The sequence below is a fragment of the Caulobacter sp. GW821-FHT10A10 genome, from assembly GCF_059415745.1.
Genome location: NZ_JBWKNV010000003.1, coordinates 444,811 through 461,695, shown reverse-complemented (window position 1 = coordinate 461,695; position 16,885 = coordinate 444,811). Strand labels below are relative to the sequence as shown.

The 16,885-nt window shown below is 69.2% G+C and carries 19 protein-coding genes and 1 pseudogene; 8 read left to right on the top strand and 12 right to left on the bottom strand.

Translation table 11 applies throughout. The features are described from left to right. Positions 1-86 precede the first annotated feature (86 nt). Positions 87-713 carry a LysE/ArgO family amino acid transporter gene (locus tag AC07NS_RS11510; RefSeq protein WP_494603230.1) on the bottom strand — a complete coding sequence of 209 codons (627 nt, stop codon included), beginning with the start codon at positions 711-713 and terminating at the stop codon, positions 87-89. A gap of 68 nt (positions 714-781) precedes the next feature. Between AC07NS_RS11510 and AC07NS_RS11505 the strand changes: the two genes are divergently transcribed. After that, positions 782-1,702, top strand: coding sequence for a LysR family transcriptional regulator ArgP (locus tag AC07NS_RS11505; RefSeq protein ID WP_494603228.1), 921 nt, complete (start codon positions 782-784; stop codon positions 1,700-1,702). A gap of 149 nt (positions 1,703-1,851) precedes the next feature. Here AC07NS_RS11505 and AC07NS_RS11500 read toward each other — a convergent pair whose 3' ends face one another. Both AC07NS_RS11500 and AC07NS_RS11495 read right to left on the bottom strand, forming a co-directional pair. Beyond that, positions 1,852-3,108 carry a DNA polymerase IV gene (locus AC07NS_RS11500; protein WP_494603226.1) on the bottom strand — a complete coding sequence of 419 codons (1,257 nt, stop codon included), beginning with the start codon at positions 3,106-3,108 and terminating at the stop codon, positions 1,852-1,854. Next, on the bottom strand, positions 3,105-3,761 hold the full coding sequence (locus tag AC07NS_RS11495) for a hypothetical protein (RefSeq protein ID WP_494603224.1): 657 nt from the start codon (positions 3,759-3,761) through the stop codon (positions 3,105-3,107). The genes AC07NS_RS11500 and AC07NS_RS11495 overlap by 4 nt, the downstream gene beginning before the upstream one ends. A 122-nt stretch (positions 3,762-3,883) precedes the next feature. Between AC07NS_RS11495 and AC07NS_RS11490 the strand changes: the two genes are divergently transcribed. Then, positions 3,884-4,252: a response regulator gene (locus AC07NS_RS11490; protein ID WP_101711412.1), complete on the top strand. Its 369-nt coding sequence runs from the start codon at positions 3,884-3,886 to the stop codon at positions 4,250-4,252. A 6-nt stretch (positions 4,253-4,258) separates the two neighbouring features. After that, entirely contained in the window at positions 4,259-5,623 is a 1,365-nt protein-coding gene (locus tag AC07NS_RS11485) for a PleD family two-component system response regulator (protein ID WP_494603222.1), read from the top strand. 30 nt (positions 5,624-5,653) lie between these two features. Here the strand turns inward: AC07NS_RS11485 and AC07NS_RS11480 are convergent, their stop codons facing one another. The 5 genes and pseudogenes from AC07NS_RS11480 to AC07NS_RS11460 all read right to left on the bottom strand — a co-directional run bounded on the left by AC07NS_RS11480 (position 5,654) and on the right by AC07NS_RS11460 (position 8,145). Then, complete coding sequence (locus AC07NS_RS11480) at positions 5,654-6,412, bottom strand: glutaminyl-peptide cyclotransferase (protein ID WP_494603483.1); 759 nt, start codon at positions 6,410-6,412, stop codon at positions 5,654-5,656. A gap of 141 nt (positions 6,413-6,553) precedes the next feature. Further along, a complete protein-coding gene (gene rpmG, locus AC07NS_RS11475) occupies positions 6,554-6,721 on the bottom strand; it encodes a 50S ribosomal protein L33 (RefSeq protein ID WP_004620056.1) in 168 nt (55 codons plus the stop codon). 81 nt (positions 6,722-6,802) lie between these two features. Continuing rightward, positions 6,803-7,243 carry a DUF6265 family protein gene (locus AC07NS_RS11470; protein ID WP_494603220.1) on the bottom strand — a complete coding sequence of 147 codons (441 nt, stop codon included), beginning with the start codon at positions 7,241-7,243 and terminating at the stop codon, positions 6,803-6,805. Positions 7,244-7,306: 63 nt separating this feature from the next. Continuing rightward, positions 7,307-7,411, bottom strand: a pseudogene (locus AC07NS_RS11465) (hypothetical protein); the annotation flags it as partial. Positions 7,412-7,425: 14 nt separating this feature from the next. After that, the gene (locus AC07NS_RS11460) at positions 7,426-8,145 is read right to left on the bottom strand and encodes an NUDIX hydrolase (RefSeq protein ID WP_494603218.1); all 720 of its coding nucleotides are present in this window, start codon (positions 8,143-8,145) and stop codon (positions 7,426-7,428) included. Positions 8,146-8,281: 136 nt separating this feature from the next. Between AC07NS_RS11460 and AC07NS_RS11455 the strand changes: the two genes are divergently transcribed. Next, the gene (locus AC07NS_RS11455; RefSeq protein WP_494603481.1) at positions 8,282-9,565 is read left to right on the top strand and encodes an amidohydrolase; all 1,284 of its coding nucleotides are present in this window, start codon (positions 8,282-8,284) and stop codon (positions 9,563-9,565) included. Between the two features lie 224 nt (positions 9,566-9,789). Continuing rightward, on the top strand, positions 9,790-10,701 hold the full coding sequence (locus AC07NS_RS11450; RefSeq protein ID WP_494603216.1) for an Hsp33 family molecular chaperone: 912 nt from the start codon (positions 9,790-9,792) through the stop codon (positions 10,699-10,701). Between the two features lie 168 nt (positions 10,702-10,869). Here AC07NS_RS11450 and AC07NS_RS11445 read toward each other — a convergent pair whose 3' ends face one another. The 4 genes from AC07NS_RS11445 to metZ all read right to left on the bottom strand — a co-directional run bounded on the left by AC07NS_RS11445 (position 10,870) and on the right by metZ (position 13,298). Continuing rightward, on the bottom strand, positions 10,870-11,145 hold the full coding sequence (locus AC07NS_RS11445) for a hypothetical protein (RefSeq protein ID WP_110119967.1): 276 nt from the start codon (positions 11,143-11,145) through the stop codon (positions 10,870-10,872). 101 nt (positions 11,146-11,246) lie between these two features. Next, positions 11,247-11,594 (bottom strand): hypothetical protein, encoded by a 348-nt coding sequence (locus tag AC07NS_RS11440; protein WP_494603214.1) that lies wholly within the window; start codon positions 11,592-11,594, stop codon positions 11,247-11,249. Positions 11,595-11,668: 74 nt separating this feature from the next. Beyond that, complete coding sequence (gene apaG, locus AC07NS_RS11435) at positions 11,669-12,133, bottom strand: Co2+/Mg2+ efflux facilitator ApaG/CorD (protein WP_110133203.1); 465 nt, start codon at positions 12,131-12,133, stop codon at positions 11,669-11,671. Further along, positions 12,114-13,298: an O-succinylhomoserine sulfhydrylase gene (gene metZ / locus AC07NS_RS11430; RefSeq protein ID WP_494603211.1), complete on the bottom strand. Its 1,185-nt coding sequence runs from the start codon at positions 13,296-13,298 to the stop codon at positions 12,114-12,116. The genes apaG and metZ overlap by 20 nt, the downstream gene beginning before the upstream one ends. A 208-nt stretch (positions 13,299-13,506) precedes the next feature. Here metZ and AC07NS_RS11425 point away from each other — a divergent pair, with 208 nt between their 5' ends. The 3 genes from AC07NS_RS11425 (at position 13,507) to AC07NS_RS11415 (ending at position 16,869) form a co-directional block, all read left to right on the top strand. Next, positions 13,507-14,808 carry a glycosyltransferase gene (locus AC07NS_RS11425; protein WP_494603210.1) on the top strand — a complete coding sequence of 434 codons (1,302 nt, stop codon included), beginning with the start codon at positions 13,507-13,509 and terminating at the stop codon, positions 14,806-14,808. A 73-nt stretch (positions 14,809-14,881) separates the two neighbouring features. Continuing rightward, positions 14,882-15,910 (top strand): 2'-deoxycytidine 5'-triphosphate deaminase, encoded by a 1,029-nt coding sequence (locus AC07NS_RS11420; protein WP_110119971.1) that lies wholly within the window; start codon positions 14,882-14,884, stop codon positions 15,908-15,910. Between the two features lie 74 nt (positions 15,911-15,984). After that, positions 15,985-16,869: a TraB/GumN family protein gene (locus tag AC07NS_RS11415; RefSeq protein WP_494603207.1), complete on the top strand. Its 885-nt coding sequence runs from the start codon at positions 15,985-15,987 to the stop codon at positions 16,867-16,869. The last annotated feature ends 16 nt before the right edge of the window (positions 16,870-16,885 follow it).

Here is a 16,885-nt window from a genome sequence, read left to right as displayed (position 1 = left end):
CACATCCTCCATGGGGCGATCAGGCCCTCTGTGGCGCAGAGTGATGCTGATTAGTTGCTCTGTCAAGCAGAGTTCTCTGAAGTCGGTCAGGCGCTGGCCGCGCCGACGAGGAGACTGGCCGCCAGGGCCAGCATCACCACGCCGATGCCAAGGTCGAGCACGCGCCAGGCCGCCGGCCGCGCGAACAGCGGCGTCAGGAAGCGGGCGCCGAAGCCCAAGCCAGAGAACCACGACAGGCTGGCCAGGGCCGCGCCGGCCATGAACAGCGGCCGCTCGCCCACCGGCAGGCTGGCCCCCACCGCGCCCATCAGCATGACGGTGTCGATGTAGACGTGCGGATTCAGGAAGGTGAAGGCCGCCGTCCCGGCCAGGGCCGCGCCCAGGGTCAGGCCCACCTGGTCGGCGACCACCAGGGCGGTCGGATTGGCGGCGCGGCGCAGGGCGCTCACCCCGTACCAGGCCAGGAACGCCGCCCCGCCCAGGCTGAGGATCAGCGACAGCGCGGGAACCAGGGCCAGCACCTGGCCAAGGCCGCTGACCCCGGCGACGATCAGGCTGGCGTCGGCCAGGGCGCAGAACAGCACGATCGGCAGCACGTGCTCGCGCTTCAGTCCCTGGCGCAGCACGAACATGTTCTGGGCGCCGATGGCGACGATCAGGCCGGCGGAGAGGGCGAAGCCCTTGATGAAGGCGGGGAGGAGGGCGCTGGTCATGACGGCTTGATGCCGCTCGTCGCCGCTGTAGTCTAACTAAGGATGCTAAATCGAATTTAGGTTGGCTAATGCTGGACTATGCGTCCCTGGCCGCCTTGGCGGCGGTGGCCCGCGAAGGCGCCTTCGACAAGGCCGCCGTCGTGCTGGGCGTCACCCCCTCGGCCGTCTCGCAGCGGGTGAAGGGGTTGGAGGAACGCCTGGGCGCGGTGCTGCTGACCCGCGGTCAGCCCTGCCGGCCGACGGCAGTCGGAGCCAGACTGTGCGCCCATGTCGAGCAGGTGCGCCTGCTGGAAAGCGACCTCGTCGCCGACCTGCCGCGCCTGGCCGCCCCTGACGCCGGCCCGGCCGTGCTGCGGATCGCCGTCAACGCCGACAGCGTCAGCACCTGGTTCCCGTTGGCCGCCGCCCGGTTCGCGGCGCAGACAGGGGCCAGGCTCGACATCGTGATGGACGACGAGGCCCACACCGCCGAGCGCTTGCGCGACGGCCAGGTGCTGGCGGCGGTCACCGCCGATCCCGCGCCGGTCCAGGGCTGCCGCACCTATCCGCTGGGGGCGATCGACTATCTGGCCACCGCCAGCCCGGATTTCGCCGCCCGGTTCTTCGCCGGCGGGGTGGATGGGGAGAGCCTGCGCACGGCCCCGATGCTGCGCTTCGACCGCCGCGACGGCCTGCAGGCCCGCTGGGCGATGGAGGCGCTGGGCGTGCGCCCCGAAGGACCCGTGCACTTCACGCCCGCCACCCAGGGCATGCTCGACATGAACCTGGCCGGCCTCGGCTGGGCGATGACGCCGCGCGTACTGGCGCGACCGCATCTGGACGCCGGGCGACTGGTGGAGCTGCCGCCCAAACGGTCCATCTCCGTCGCGCTCTACTGGCAGCGCACGCGACTGTCCGCGCGGCTGCTCGACCAGCTGACCCTGGCGGTGCGGACGACGGCGGGAGAGGCGCTGGCGGGCGCGGACGCCGGTCAATCGCCGCGAACCTGAACCGATTTTTCTCCGTGCATCCCCGCGAAGGCGGGGATCCAAGCCGAGGTCGCAGACGACCCACGGCTTCGCCTCATCCTGAAAATCAGCTTGGGTCCCCGCCTTCGCGGGGAAAGACGGATTGGGGGACAGATGAATATCGATCCGCCCTAGCGGTTCTTCAGCGCCCGGCCGGTGACGACGGCGCCCAGGCCGAACTTGCCGCGCAGGGCGTCGATGGCGGTCTCGCTCTTCAGGGCCCGACGCTCGTCGCCGGCGAAGAAGTCGTCGGCCGCCCCGGCGGCGGGAACGAACTCGGTCAGGCCCGCCCCGATCAGGCGATAGGACCGGCCCGCCGGCTCTGCCGCCAGCAGTTCGCGCGCCACCTGGAACAGGGTCTGGGCCGTCTGGGTGGGGACGGGCAGGGTGCGGCGGCGGGTGTGGATCTTGAAGTCGGGGGTGCGCAGCTTCAGCGTCGCCACCCGGCCGGCCACGTCCTCGCGGCGCGCCTGGCGGGCGACCTTCTCGCACAGGGGCCAGAGCTGGTCTTCAAGGTCTTCGCGACGGAACAGGTCGTCGTTGAAGGTGGTCTCGGCGCTGATCGTCTTGCGCACGCTGTCGGGATCGACGGCCCGGGCGTCTTCGCCGTGGGCCAGGCGGTGCAGCCGCAGCCCGCCCGCACCCAGCTCCTTGGCCAGCATCTTCAGGTCGGCGTTGGCGATGTCGCCCACGGTGCGCAGGCCAAGCCCGGCCAGGCTGGTCACCGTGGCCGGACCCACGCCCGGCAGGATCGACACCGGCTTGGACGCCAGGAACGCCACCGCCTCGGCCGCGCCGATCGCCGAGAAGCCGCGCGGCTTGTCCAACTCCGAGGCGATCTTGGCCAGGAACTTGTTGGGCGCCAAGCCCACCGAGACCGTCAGGTTCTGCTCGGCCTCGATCTCCTTCTGCACCTTGGCCAGCATTACCGCCGGTGGCGCGCCGTGCAGACGCTCGGTGCCGGAAAGGTCGATCCAGGCCTCGTCCAGCGACAGCGGCTGGACCAGCGGCGTCAGGTTGGAGAGACGCGCCATGATCAGGGCGCTCTCGTGCTTGTACTTGGCGAAGTTGGGCTTCACCACGACCGCGTCGGGGCACAGCTGCAGCGCCTTGTACATCGGCATGGCCGAGCGCGCCCCGCTCATCCGGGCGATGTAGCAGGCCGTGGTCACGACCCCGCGCTTGCCGCCGCCGACGATCACCGGCTTGTCGCGCAGTGACGGATCGTCGCGCTTCTCGACCGAAGCGTAGAAGGCGTCGCAGTCCAGATGCGCCATCGACAGCTGGCCCAACTCCTCATGGAAGACCGTGCGCGGCGAGCCGCACGACGGACAGCGCGGCGCCTTGCGCTCGCCGGTCCACAGGCAATCGCGGCAGAGGGCTTTCATCGGCCTTCGAGCGCCAGCGCCTCGCGGATGGCGACCTTCAGGTCGGGCCACAGGTCGATGCGGGCGTGGCGGTCGGGCGCGCTGGGAGCGAGCGGGCGCAGGCGCGTATCGGCGACCATCTGGAAGCGGCCGACCGAAGGGGCGCTCACCGCCACTGATTCGAGCTGCGGCAGCAGGTCGTCGATGAACACCGCCGGCGCCTCGACCCGTCCGGCCAACTCCGCGGCCGACGGACCCTTGGGACCCGAATTGATCACCAGCGGATAGTCGAAGCCGTGGGCCTTCAGCCACTTGGCCCGGGTCTGGCGGCCGTGCTCGGGGGCGTTGGTCAGGATCACCACATTGGCGCCCAGCGACAGGTCGGCCAAGGCGTCGGCCGCGCCCTCGGCGGGCTCCAGGTCCTCGCCGCCGTCGCGGAAGAAGTCGTCGAACAGGGCCCGGCCGGCGATCAGGTCGACGTGCTCGGTCTCGCCGGGGCGATAGATGTTCTGGAACAGCGCGAAGCGGTCGATACGCAGCTCGAAGCCGTGCCGGCCGATGAACGCGCCGAAGCCGGCCATGAACTGGGCCAGCACCTCGTCGACATCCACGATGACGAGCGGACGGTGCGTATCGAGCGTGCAGGCCTTAAGGTCTAGGGAGCAGGGGTCCATGTTCTGCAATCGGGCGTTGGAAACGCGATTAGCGCGGGCTTAAGGATATTCGTGCGATCTGAGGATGAAGAAGCGGCGCGAATCCCTCACGTGTCGCCACGGACCGTATGGTCGGGGTCAGGATGACGAAGAAGGTCCTCATCGTCGAGGATAACGAGCTGAACATGAAGCTCTTTCATGATCTGCTCGAAGCCCAGGGCTATGAGACCCTGCAGACCCGCGAGGGCCTGCAGGCGTTGTCGATCGCCCGTGAGCATCGCCCCAATTTGATCCTCATGGACATCCAGCTGCCCGAGATTTCGGGCCTGGAAGTGACCAAGTGGCTCAAGGAGGACGACGATCTGTCACATATCCCAGTCGTCGCCGTTACGGCATTTGCGATGAAGGGCGACGAGGAGCGGATTCGCGAGGGCGGCTGCGAGGCTTACATCTCGAAGCCCATCTCGGTGTCGCACTTCCTCGACACCATCCGCCGACTGCTGGAGAGGTAACAGGCCGTGAGCGCGCGAATCCTCGTCGTCGACGACATCGAGGCCAATGTGCGCCTGCTCGAGGCCAAGCTTTCGGCCGAGTATTATCAGGTCTCCTGCGCCTATGACGGCCCGACCGCCCTGGCCAAGGCGGCCGAGGAACTGCCCGACATCATCCTGCTCGACGTGATGATGCCCGGCATGGACGGCTTCACCGTCTGCCGCAGGCTCAAGGAAGATCCCGCCACCCGCCACATCCCCGTGGTGCTGGTCACGGCGCTGGATGGCCGCGCCGACCGCATCCAGGGCCTGGAGGCCGGCGCCGCCGACTTTCTGACGAAACCCATCGACGACGTCATGCTGTTCGCCCGCGTGCGCAGCTCGACCCGCCTGAAGATGGTCATCGACGAACTGCGCCAGCGTGAGGCCTCGGGCCGCCGCATCGGTGTGATCGCCGGCGCCGCCACCCGCCTCGACGGCATCGGCGGCCGGGTGCTGATCGTCGACGACAACGAACGCCAGGCCCAGCGCGTGGCCGCCGAACTGGCGGTCGAGCACCGCCCGGTGGTCGAGACCGATCCGGCCAAGGCCGAGGTCAGCGCCAGCGGTCCGGTGGACCTGGTCATCGTCAACGCCGCCGCGCGCGGCTTCGACGGCCTGCGCTTCGCCGCCACCCTGCGCTCGAGCGAGCGCACCCGGCACCTGCCGATCCTGGCCGTGGTCGATCCCGATGACCGTCCGCGGATGGTCAAGGCGCTGGACCTGGGCGTCAACGACGTGCTGCCGCGCCCGATCGACCCGCAGGAACTGGCCGCCCGCGCCCGCACCCAGGTGCGCCTCAAGCGCTACACCGACTATCTGCGCAACAATCTCGACCACTCGCTGGAGCTGGCGGTCACCGATCCGCTGACCGGCCTGCACAACCGCCGCTACATGACCGGCCAGCTGTCGGCCCTGGTCAATCGCGCCACCATGGGCGGCGACCCGGTGTCGGCGCTGATGATCGACATCGACTACTTCAAGAAGATCAACGACGGCTTCGGCCACGACGTCGGCGACGAGGTGCTGCGCGAGTTCGCTCTGCGCCTGGCCTCCAACGTCCGCGCTATCGACCTGCCTTGCCGCTTCGGCGGCGAGGAGTTCACGGTGATCATGCCCGACACCCAGCTGGTCGACGCTGTGCGCATCGCCGAACGCATCCGCATGCACGTGGCTGGCTCGCCGTTCCGCGTGGCCGGCGGCCAGGAACTGCTGACGGTGACCATCTCGGTCGGCGTCTCGGCCACGGCCGGGGCGGGCGACACGCCCGAAGCCCTGCTCAAGCGCGCCGACAGCGGCGTCTACGAGGCCAAGGCCTCGGGCCGCAACGCCGTGGTCGGCAAGGCGGCCTGATCTCTCTCTCTCCTGGAGGGAGAGGCGGGGCTACTTGGCCACCTTGATCTCGTACAGCCACGGCCAGAACTTGCCGGTCACGAAGATCCGGTCGCCCTTGGCGTCGTAGGCGATGCCGTTCAGCACGTCGGCGCGGCTGGCCTCCTGCGGCGTCAGCAGGCCGGACATGTCCAGGCGCCCCACCACATTGCCGGTCTTGGGGTCGATGCGGATGATCTGGTCGGTCTGCCAGATGTTGGCCCAGACCTCGCCCTTGATGAATTCCAGCTCGTTGATCTGGTCGACCGGCTGGCCGAACTCGGTGACCTTGATGCGGCCGGTTTCCTTGAGGGTCTCCGGATCCAGGAACCGCAGCTCGTCAGTGCCGTCGCTCATGATGATGCGGCGGTCGTCGCGGGTCAGGGCCCAGCCTTCGCCCGTGTAGTTGAAGGTCGACTTGACGGCGAAGGTCGCGCGGTCGCGCACGAAGCCGACGCCGCCCTTCCAGGTCAGCTGCACCAGCTTGTCGCCCCAGTCGACGATGCCCTCGCCGAAATACTTGGGTTCGAGATCGGCCTGCTGCTGCACGGCGCCGGTCTCCAGCGACACCCGGCGCACCCAGGAGCGGCCTTCCAGACCCGTGCTCTCGTAGAGCTGGCCGTCACGGAACAGCAGGCCTTCGGTGAAGGCCTGGCGGTCGTGCGGGTAGGTGCGGACGACCTCGTAGCCCTGGGTGTGCGGGACCGGCTCCGGCGCCGAGCAGGCGGGCACGGCGGCGAGGATCGAGAAGGCGAGGGCGAGGCGAACGATCACGCGGGGGAATCCTATGCCAGGGCAGGCGCCCACTGCGTCACTAGCCGAGTTGGCCCGGAAAAACAAAAACCCCAAAAACAAAAACGCCCGACGTTGCCGCCGGGCGTTTTCGAAATTCGTCGGTGCGACGAGGCGATCTTACTTGATCTTGCCTTCGCGGAATTCGACGTGCTTGCGCACGACCGGGTCGTACTTCTTCAGCACCATCTTCTCGGTCTTGGTGCGGGCGTTCTTCTTGGTGACGTAGAAGAAGCCGGTGTCCGCCGTCGAGTTCAGGCGGATCTTGATCGAAGCCGGTTTGGCCATGGTCGAATCCCTGCGGTAATCGCGCAGGTCCCCGCGCGGTCGAAATGAGAGGCGCGGAACATACTCATGAACGGGGCAAAGTCAATTGCCGGCTGCGCATCGCTTGTAAGGGAAATCCACCGACCGCGCCTTGCCGTCGATTTCCCCCTCGATCCGGCCCACAAGCCCGTTCGGGCCTTGGCTGCGATAGATCACTCTTTGCGGGAAGTCGTGGGCCAGGTTCTCGAACACCAGCTCGCCGGAGCTCGCGCTCTTTAGCGGAAAGGCGCCTTCGGCCTGGCCCGAGGGCAGCGCGATGAAGGTGAGTCGTCCATCGACCTCCTGGATTCGGGTGAACTCCCAGCCGCGCGCCTTGCCGTCGCGGACCGTACGGCTCATGCCCAGCATCATTCCTCCGCCGGGCGCCAGCCACTGCTCCTCGACCACGCCCTTGGGCGTTTCCTGTTTCCAGCAGCCGGCCAGGAAGGCGGCCTGGTCGATGGGGGCGGCGGCGGTCTGCAGGGCGAGGAGGAAGGCGAGCATGGGGCGGCTCCACGGGAAGGCGCTATTCTGAGCCGTAGTTTCCTTCACTCCGCAACAAAGCTCGTCATCCCGGCCGCAGCGAAGCGGAGAGCCGGGACCCAGGGGCCGGCGCAATGCGGTCGCCCCTGGGTCGCGGGTCTGCGGCGCTATGCGCCTTCGCCCGGGATGACGAATTATGAAAGCTAAAGCTCCGTCATCACCGCATTGCCGCGCAGGAACCGCATGAACGGCGCCGGGCGGCCTGGATCCTTCATCTGCTGGGCGGTCTCGCGCAGCACCATGCGGGTGATGCTGGGCAGATCAAGGTCGCGGGTCTCGTCGAAGCTGACCCAGGCGATCTCGTCCAGCTCGCCGCAGTCGGGCTGGCGCTCCAGGCTCAGGAGGGCGCTGGCCGGGGCCATGAAGAAGCGGGCGTCGAAGCGGCGCGGGCGATAGGGCGGCGTGATGGCCCGGGCCACGAAGCTCAGCGGCGCCAGGTCGGGCAGGGCGCCTTGGGCCAGGAACGGCCGCCAGGCGCCGGCGCCGGGACGCGGCGGGGCGGCCTTGGCCAGCAGCAGGCCCGTCTCCTCGAAGGTCTCGCGCACCGCCGCCAGGGCCAGGGCGCGAGCCAGGCGGGCGGGGGAGGCGTGGCGGGGGTGCTTGGCCAGGCGCTCGGCCACCGCGGGGGAAAGCTCGCTGGCCGAAGGCGCGTCGAAGTCGCCGCGATCGACGCGGCCGCCCGGAAACACCCACTTGCTGGCCATGAAGGCGTGGCCGCGATTGCGCCGGCCCATCAGCACGCGGGGCGCCGGGCCGTCGTCGCGCACCACGATCACGGTGGCGGCGTGGCGGGGGCGGATGACGCCGGAACTCGGATCCAGCGCCTCGCCGTCATCCTTGGAGTCGAAAGCAGGCTCGGTCATGGACGAAGCTTAGTCTCCGTGACGCTTCTGCAAAGCCGTTCCTTAGGGAAAGCGCGCACGGCCTTGACCCCGCCCCGGGAACCGCCAAGCTCGCCCGCAAAGTCTGCTCAAGGAGTCGGGAATGGGCGCGCGCACGATGGTTTCGGTTCTGGCCCTGGCGGTGATGGCGGCCAGCCCCGCCCTGGCCGCGCCCTCCAACGCCAAGGTCGAGGCGGCCGCCAAGGCGGTCCAGCCCCAGGTCGTGGCCTGGCGGCGCGACGTCCATGAGCATCCGGAACTGGGCAACCAGGAGGTCCGCACCGCCGCCCTGGTGGCCAAGGAGCTGAAGGCCCTGGGCCTGGAGGTCCGCGAGGGCGTCGGCAAGACCGGCGTGGTCGGCGTCCTGAAGGGCGGCAAGCCCGGCAAGGTCGTGGCCCTGCGCGCCGACATGGACGCGCTGCCGGTGCTGGAAAAGACCGGCCTGCCGTTCGCCTCCAAGGCCACCGCCACCTGGGAAGGCAAGACCGTCCCCGTCATGCACGCCTGCGGCCATGACACCCACGTGGCCATGCTGCTGGGCGCGGCCACGGTGCTGGCCGGCATGAAGAACGAGATCGCCGGCACGGTCGTCTTCATCTTCCAGCCGGCCGAGGAGGGGCCCCAGGCCGGCGACGAAGGCGGCGCCAAGCTGATGATCGCCGACGGCGCGCTCGACAATCCGAAGGTCGACGCCATCTTCGGCGTCCACATCGGCCCTGGCGACGCCCACGCCCTGAACTACCGCCCCGAAGGCTTCTACGCCGGCGCCGATCGCCTCACCATCACCGTCAAGGGCAAGCAGACCCACGGCGCGCGCCCCTGGGCCGGCATCGACATGGCCAGCGTCTCGGCCGACATCATCCAGGCTCTGAACCAGATCGCCGCCCGCCAGATCGACGTCGGATCCTCGCCGACGGTGCTGACCATCGCCACCATCAACATGGGCGTGCGCAACAACATCATCCCCGAGGACCTGGTGATGAGCGGCACCCTGCGCACCTTCACGCCCGAGCGTAAGGCCGAGGTGATCGCCAAGACCCAGAAGGCCGTGGCCGCCATCGGCGACCGCTATGGCGCCAAGGCCGAGGCCGTGTTCACCCAGCCCTATCCGGTCACCTGGAACGACGCGGCCCTGTCGAAGTGGGTCAAGGGCCCGCTGGAGAAGGCCTCGCCGGGCAAGGTCGACGACCAGGCCGCCCTGGTCACCGGGGCCGAGGACTTCTCGCTCTACGGCCAGAAGGTGCCGGCCGTGTTCGTCCAGTTGGGCGGTCGCAAGGCCGACGTCCCCGCCGCCGGCGCTCCGGCCAACCACTCGCCCTATTTCGACATCGACGAGGCGGTGTTGGAGACCGGCGTGAAGGCCGAGGTGTTCATGGCGCTGGATTATCTGGCGAAGAAGTAAGGACCAGATTCCTTCTCCCCTTGCGGGAGAAGGTGTCAGCGAAGCTGACGGATGAGGGGTCTCTCAAACATCGAACGCCGCGACGGCCGCACCGCTGTCGCGGCGTTTCTGTACGTGCGACCCCTCACCCGACCCGCTTCGCGGGCCACCCTCTCCCGCAAGGGGAGAGGGACCAGATTTAGGAGAGGTTGGATTTTCCCACAAAGCGCCTATCTAACCGCCCCATGACCGACGCCGCCCCCCAGATCACCGTTCCCGACGACCTCGTTTCCGCCTTCCAGATCGAAGGCCTGCCCGTGCGCGGCCGCGTCGTGCGGCTGGGCGAGGCGGTCAACGAAGTGCTGACCCGTCACGCCTATCCCGAGCCGGTGGCCAACCTGCTGGGCGAGGCCTGCGCGCTGGCCGCCCTGGTCGGCTCCAGCCTGAAGTTCGAGGGCCGGCTGATCGTCCAGGCCCAGGGCGACGGCCCGGTGCGCTACGTCGTGGTCGACTACGACACCACCGGCGGCTTGCGCGGCTACTGCCGGTTCGACGAGGCCGAGGTGGCGGCCGTCTCGGAAGGCTTCGCCCGTCCGGGCGCCAAGACCCTGCTGGGCGGCGGCGTGTTCATCATGACCCTCGACCAGGGCGCGGACATGGAGCGCTACCAGGGCGTCACGGCCATCGAAGGCGAGAGCCTGGCCCTGTGCGCCGAGCAGTACTTCATGCAGTCCGAGCAGATCCCGACCCGCGTGCGCCTGGCCGTCGGCCAGGTCGACACCGGCGAAGGCCCGACCTGGCGCGCCGGCGGCGTGCTGATCCAGACCATCGCCGGCGACGAGACGCGCGGCGAGACCAAGGAAGCCTGGAACCACGCCCAGGCGCTGTTCGAGACCACGGGCGAGGACGAGCTGGTCGATCCGACCGTGCCGACCACCACCCTGCTGTGGCGCCTGTTCAACGAGGACGGCGTGCGCCTGATCGAGGAAAAGCCGCTGCGCGCCTTCTGCCGCTGCTCGGAAGAGCGGATCGGCGTGGTGCTGCAGTCCTTCTCGCCGGAGGAGAAGGCCGAGATGATCGAGCCGGACGGCAAGATCCACGTGACCTGCGAATACTGCTCGCGGGTCTACGCGCTGGAGCCGAACGGCGAGGCGTAAGGCTGTCTCAAGGAACCTCCCCCTCTGGGGGAGGCGATCGCGTAGCGATCGGTGGGGGGAGTTGCTGAAGACTTCCCGACGCCCCGCAAGCTGAAAACGGCCCCCCACCGGCCTTCGGCCGCCTCCCCCAGAGGGTGAGGTTCCCGTAGGGTCGGGAGAGCTGCCGCCCTAAGCCCGTCCGATCACGTATTCATGCGTCAGGTCGAGATCCAGCCGTACCGAGCCGGCCGGCGGTTCGCATGCGTCCAGGTGCGGCGGCTCGCCCAGCACCAGATAGGCCTGGGCGTTGGGCTCGAGGTTGTTGAAGCTGATCTTCGACGAGCCGCCCGGCGGGATCGTGCGCGCTAGGCTGACCGGTCTGGTCGCCGCCTTGGAAAACACCACGACGGTCGAGTTCTGGGTGTCGTCGCTTCGGTTGATGAGGGTCAGCTCGTAGTCGGCCACGCCGCAACCTCCCTATAGTTTCGCGGTCTGACGCCGCAAAAGGAAGTAAACGCGTAACGCCGTTACTTGGCAACGGCGCAGGTTGCGGCGTGGCCGGCCGCCTATTCGTAGCTGACCAGGAAGGCCCGGTTGGGCTGCTGGATCACCGTGGCGATCGTCTCGCTCTTGCCGGTGAAATCGACCTCGATCGGTGCGCTGGCCACCGAGCTGTGATCGATCTCTTCGCCGGCCTCATAGGCGATGTCGTTGACGTAGAAGTGCGGCGCCGGCTCGCCGTCTTCGGGCGTGTAGTTGACGACGTCGAAGCCGCCGTTGGTCACGTGCTGGAGGGTGGCCCAGGCGTTGGTGTAGACGCCCGGCCCGGTCGCCGCGGGCTGCTGGGCGAAGATCGTGTAGCTCTGCGGCGCTACGGAATGGTTCTCGACGCGGATCGTGTAGGTGGTCGCCATGGTCTTCCCCCTGTGGCTGAGACAGGGGGATTCAATAGCTCAAAGTTGCAGGCTGGGAAGAGGCGCGCGCGAGTTTAGTTCGCGCGGCGCGCCGCTCCGGGCAGGTGCAGCGAGAACTCGGGGATCTCGGCGGTGAACGGCTCGCCGGCCTCGGTGACCATCTGGTAGCGGCCCACCATCGTGCCCGACGGCGTCGGCAGCGGGCAGTTGGACACGTAGCGGAAAGCCTCGCGCGGCCGCAGTTCCGGCTGTTCGCCGACCACGCCCGAGCCCTCGACCTCGTTGCTGCGGTTCATGGCGTCGGTGACCTTCCACCAGCGCGCCACCAGATGCACGGTCTCGACGCCGTGGTTCTCGATCTCGACGGTGTAGGCCCACAGGTAGAGACCCTGCTCGGGCGAGGATTCCTCGGGCAGGTAGCAGGGCGCGACCCGCACGACGATGTCGCGCGTGCGGGCCTCGTAGATGCCGGTGTCGGCGCCGCGGCGCCGGCGGATCCGCTTCAGGGGCGGACTGGACTCACGCCTGGTCGAGCGCACGGATCACGTCCCGGGTCAGGTCTTCGAGGCTTTCCAGGCCCACCGACAGGCGCACGCCGCCCTCGGTCACGCCCAGCAGCGGGCGCATCTCTTCCGGCACCGAACGGTGCGTGGTGGTCGGCGGGTGGGTGGCCATCGACTTGGCGTCGCCGAGGTTGTTGGAGATGTCGACGATCTCCAACGCGTTCAGGAACTTGAAGGCCGCCTCGCGCGAGCCGAGGTCCAGCGCGATCACTGTGCCGCCGCCGCTCATCTGGCTCTTGGCGACGTTGTGGCCGGGGTGGTCGGGGCGGAAGGGATAGAGCACCTGCGTCACCTTCTTGTGCTCGGCCATGGTGTTGGCCAGCGCGAAGGCGCTGTCGGTCTGGCGGCGCACGCGCAGGTCCAGGGTCTCCAGGCCCTTGAGCATCACCCAGGCGTTGAACGGCGACAGCGACGGGCCGGTGTGGCGCATGCTGTCGCGGTAGAATTCCTCGTTGATCGCCTCGGTGGTCAGGATCGCCCCACCCAGCACCCGGCCCTGGCCGTCGATGTGCTTGGTGGCCGAATAGACGACGACGTCGGCGCCCAGCTCCAGCGGCTGCTGGAAGATCGGGGTGGCGAAGACGTTGTCGACGATGACCTTGGCGCCGACGGCGTGGGCCAGTTGCGACACCGCGCGGATGTCGGTGATCGCCAGCACCGGGTTCGAGGGGGTCTCGATCAGCACGGCCTTGGTGTTGGGGCGGATGGCCGCTTCCCAGGCCTTGATGTCGGTGGCGTCGACGAAGGTGGTCTCCACCCCGAAGCGCGGAAGCCACTCGGCGACCAGCCAGCGGCACGAGCCGAACAGGGCGTTGCCGGCCACCACGTGATCGCCGGCCCGCACCAGGCCCATAAGCGAGGAGTGGACGGCGGCCATGCCGGTGGCCGTGGCGCGGCAGACCTCGGCGCCTTCCAGCAGGGCCAGGCGGTCCTCGAACATCTTCACGGTCGGATTGTTGAACCGCGAATAGACGAAGCCCGGGTCCTCGCCCGAGAACCGGCGGTCGGCGCCCTCGGCGCTGTCGTAGGTGAAGCCCTGGGTCAGGTAGAGCGCCTCGGCGGTCTCCATGAACGGCGAGCGCGCAAGACCCCCGCGGATCAGCTTGGTGGCGACGTCCCAGTTCTTCGGATCTTCGGACACGCGATACTCCCGACAACGAAAAGGCCCGCGCCGACGGCCGCGCCGACGCAATCGGGCTGGGTATAGGCGATCTTTCCCCGTTTCGTCACGGTCCGAGCGCGTCGGGCGAGCGCAGAGCCGGTCGTGGTCGCCTGATGGGGGTGACAAGCCTTGCCTTGGCGAGCCGCTTTCGGTTCCCATCCTGTCGGGCGGCGCTGAGGGGGCTTGGATGGCGGCGGGGCGAAGGATCGTGCTGGCGACGACCGGTTCGCTCGGCGATCTGCACCCTTTCCTGGCTCTCGCCCTGGCGCTGCGGCGCCTCGGCCACGAGCCGGTGCTGGCCACCCACGAGGATCACCGCGCCAAGGTCGAGGCCGAGGGTCTGGCCTTCGCCCCGCTGCGCCCGAGCACCGAGCAGATCCGGGCGCGCCTGGGCCTCGACATCGCCGATGTGTTCGAGCGCATGAGCCGCGATCCCGATTTCCTGCTGCGCGACCTGCAGATGCCCTTCCTGGGGGAGACCTACGAGGACCTCCGCACTGCGGCCCGGGGAGCGGACATGGTCGTGACCCACAACATCGTCTTCGGCGCGCCGCTCGCGGCAAGGACGCTGGGCCTGCCGCTGGTGCGCGTGGCCCTGGCGCCGATCTTCCTGCAGTCGGCGACCGACCCGTCCGAGACGGGACCTGCGCCCTACGTCTTCTCGCCGCCTTCCGGCGCCGCGATAGGCTGGAACCGGTTCGTCCGCGCGCTGGTGCGCCACCGGATCGCCGCCTCGTTGAAGCCGCTGCGAGCGCTCGGCCGGTCTCTGGGCGTCGCCCATGCCGGCGCCGACGCCCTGTTCGACTGCGGCCATGGTGACGGCGCGCCGATGCTGGGCCTCTATTCGCCGCGCTTCGCGCCGGTGCAGCCCGACCACCCCGCCGGTCTGACCCTGGTCGGCTTTCCGGCCTATGACAGCGAGGCGGGCGGCGAGCCGGCGCCGGACCCGGCGCTGGCCGCCTTTCTCGACGCCGGCCCGCCGCCGATCGTCTTCTCGCTGGGCAGTTTCGCGGTCCATGCGCCGGGCGACTTCTATCGGGTCAGCCTGGCGGCCGCGCGGGCTCTCGGAAGGCGCGCCCTGCTGCTGGCCGGGGCGGAGGAAGCCGAGCGCCTGGCGGGCGAGCGGGGAGGGGACGTGTTCGTGGCCGGCTATGCGCCCCATTCCCAGGTCTTTCCGCGCGCCGCCGCCATCGTCCATCACGGCGGGATCGGCACGACCGCCCAGGCCCTGCGTTCGGGGCGGCCGCAGCTGGTGACGCCGTTCCTGGGCGACCAGCCCGACAACGCCCGGCGCGTGAAGCGGCTGGGCGTGGGGCGCAGGCTCCGGCCCGACCGCTACGAGGGCGGCGGCGCGGTTGCGGCGTTGGGGGCGTTGCTGGAACAGTCGGCCTATGCGGCCGCCGCCGAGGCCCTGGCGCCCGTGTTTCGAGCCGAGGACGGCGCCGAGGCGGGCGCTCTCTATCTGGACGAGTTGCTCACGCGGGCCTGACGCCGCCCAGATTCTCGCGGCGCCTCCCATCGCGCCCTTGCCTCGCGGCGGCGCTTTAGAGAGTGTGCGGCCGATGACCGACGCCCATTTCGCGGGGATTCTGCCCTGCCAGACCATCGAGGACCTGATCGCCCAGGAGGCGATCACCTCGCAGACGCCGTTCGACCGTGACCAGGTTCAGCCGGCCAGCCTCGACCTGCGCCTGGGCGTGCGCTGCTGGCGGGTGCGGGCCTCGTTCCTGCCGGGCGTCGCGCGCCGCGTGCCAGAGCGTCTCAAGGACGTGGCCATGCACGAGCTGGACCTGTCGAAGGGCGCTGTGCTGGAAAAGGGCTGCGTCTACATCGCCGAGATCCAGGAGCGCCTGGCCTTGCCGGCCAATGTCGCCGCGCGCGGCAATCCCAAGAGCTCTACCGGCCGGGTGGACGTCTTCGTGCGCCTGCTCAGCGACCGCTCCAAGGCCTTCGACGACATCGAGGCCGGCTACGAGGGCCCGCTCTATATCGAGATCGCGCCCCAGACCTTCTCGGTGCTGGTCCGCGCCGGCACGCGCCTGAACCAACTGCGCCTCAAGCGCGGCGAGCCGGCCAAGCTGGCGATCCGCAGCGTCGGCGTCGACCTGACGCCGGGTGAGACCGGCATCGTCGGCTTCCGCGGCCGCCGCCACGCCGGCGTCGTCGATCTCGACCACGAGGACGGCCACGACCCGCGCGACTTCTGGGAGCCGCTGGAAACCCGCCATGGCGAGCTGCTGCTCGATCCGGGCGAGTTCTACATTCTCGCCTCCAAGGACGACGTCGAGATCCCGGTCATGGAGGCCGCCGAAATGACCCCGATCGATCCGTCGGTCGGTGAGTTCCGCGTCCACTACGCCGGCTTCTTCGATCCGGGCTTTGGCACCGAAGAGGCCGGGGCCGTCGGCTCCAAGGGCGTGCTTGAGGTGCGCAGCCACGAGACCCCGTTCCTGCTGGAGGACGGCCAGACCGTCGCCCGCCTGGTCTACGAACCGCTGACCGCCCGTCCGGCCCGCCTCTATGGCGAGGGCGGTTCGCACTATCAGCGGCAGGGGCTGAAGCTTTCGAAGCACTTCAAGCCGTGGCGTTAGGCCGCGGCGCTTGCCGCTCGCGCGATTAACCCCCTTCGCTCTAGGCTGAGACCGTATTCCTGTCGGGGGAAGCGATGGTTTCAGCGTGGGTGAAGGGCGTGCGACGCCTGCTGGCGGTCATGACGGCCGCTGCGGGGCTGTCTGGCGTCGCCCATGCCGCCCCCGCGATGTGGGAAGTCAGCGACGGCGACTCCCGCATCTACCTCTTCGGCTCCATGCACGTGCTGTCGCCCGACGTTCGCTGGCGCACTCCGGCCTTTGACCGCGCCTACGCCCAGGCCGGCAAGCTGTGGTTTGAGACCCGCGTCGACGCCGATCCCGTCGCCGTGAAGGCCCTGGTCGACCGCTACGGCGTCGATGTGGACCGCTCCCTGACCGAGAAACTGCCGCCGCGCACCATCGCCAGCCTGCGCGCGGCGCTCGACCAGCGCGGCGCCAGCCTCGACCGCGTCGATCACCTGCGGCCCTGGGCGGCGGCGATGATGCTGTCGGTGCTGCCGATGACGGAAGCCGGCGGTTCGGTGGCCAGCGGCGCCGACGCGGCCGTCACCCGCCAGGCCGTCCGCGCCGAAAAGCCCGTCCTGGCCTTCGAGAGCTTCGAGCAGCAGCTGCGCCTGTTCGCCGACCTGCCCGAGGCCGTCGAGGTGCAGTATCTCGACGACGTCGCCGCCGAGCAGAACGCACCGCCGCGCCGGGGCGTGGATTTGCAGAAGGCCTGGCTGAAGGGCGACGTCGATCGCCTGGGCGCGATCCTGGTCGCCGGCATGCGCCGCGACCGTCCCGAGCTCTACGAAGCCCTGCTCAAGCGCCGCAACCTGGCCTGGGCCGAGGTTCTCGACCGCGAGATGGCCGGCTCCGGCGTCGAGCTGGTCACGGTCGGGGCCCTGCACATGGCCGGTCCCGACGGGCTGCCGGCCCTGATGAAGGCGCGCGGCTATCGCGTGCGGCGGGTGCAGTAACCGCGCGAAGCGGTGC

What these genes read in the sequence shown, in the direction of transcription:
- AC07NS_RS11420 (WP_110119971.1), top strand. Translation starts at nt 14,882, where the DNA reads ATGACCGACGCCCATTTCGCGGGGATTCTGCCCTGCCAGACCATCGAG.
- AC07NS_RS11450 (WP_494603216.1), top strand. Translation starts at nt 9,790, where the DNA reads ATGACCGACGCCGCCCCCCAGATCACCGTTCCCGACGACCTCGTTTCC.
- AC07NS_RS11470 (WP_494603220.1), bottom strand. Translation starts at nt 7,243, where the DNA reads ATGCTCGCCTTCCTCCTCGCCCTGCAGACCGCCGCCGCCCCCATCGAC.
- AC07NS_RS11495 (WP_494603224.1), bottom strand. Translation starts at nt 3,761, where the DNA reads ATGGACCCCTGCTCCCTAGACCTTAAGGCCTGCACGCTCGATACGCAC.
- AC07NS_RS11425 (WP_494603210.1), top strand. Translation starts at nt 13,507, where the DNA reads ATGGCGGCGGGGCGAAGGATCGTGCTGGCGACGACCGGTTCGCTCGGC.
- AC07NS_RS11510 (WP_494603230.1), bottom strand. Translation starts at nt 713, where the DNA reads ATGACCAGCGCCCTCCTCCCCGCCTTCATCAAGGGCTTCGCCCTCTCC.
- AC07NS_RS11440 (WP_494603214.1), bottom strand. Translation starts at nt 11,594, where the DNA reads ATGGCGACCACCTACACGATCCGCGTCGAGAACCATTCCGTAGCGCCG.
- rpmG (WP_004620056.1), bottom strand. Translation starts at nt 6,721, where the DNA reads ATGGCCAAACCGGCTTCGATCAAGATCCGCCTGAACTCGACGGCGGAC.
- AC07NS_RS11455 (WP_494603481.1), top strand. Translation starts at nt 8,282, where the DNA reads ATGGTTTCGGTTCTGGCCCTGGCGGTGATGGCGGCCAGCCCCGCCCTG.
- AC07NS_RS11490 (WP_101711412.1), top strand. Translation starts at nt 3,884, where the DNA reads ATGACGAAGAAGGTCCTCATCGTCGAGGATAACGAGCTGAACATGAAG.
- AC07NS_RS11415 (WP_494603207.1), top strand. Translation starts at nt 15,985, where the DNA reads ATGGTTTCAGCGTGGGTGAAGGGCGTGCGACGCCTGCTGGCGGTCATG.
- AC07NS_RS11505 (WP_494603228.1), top strand. Translation starts at nt 782, where the DNA reads ATGCTGGACTATGCGTCCCTGGCCGCCTTGGCGGCGGTGGCCCGCGAA.
- AC07NS_RS11460 (WP_494603218.1), bottom strand. Translation starts at nt 8,145, where the DNA reads ATGACCGAGCCTGCTTTCGACTCCAAGGATGACGGCGAGGCGCTGGAT.
- AC07NS_RS11500 (WP_494603226.1), bottom strand. Translation starts at nt 3,108, where the DNA reads ATGAAAGCCCTCTGCCGCGATTGCCTGTGGACCGGCGAGCGCAAGGCG.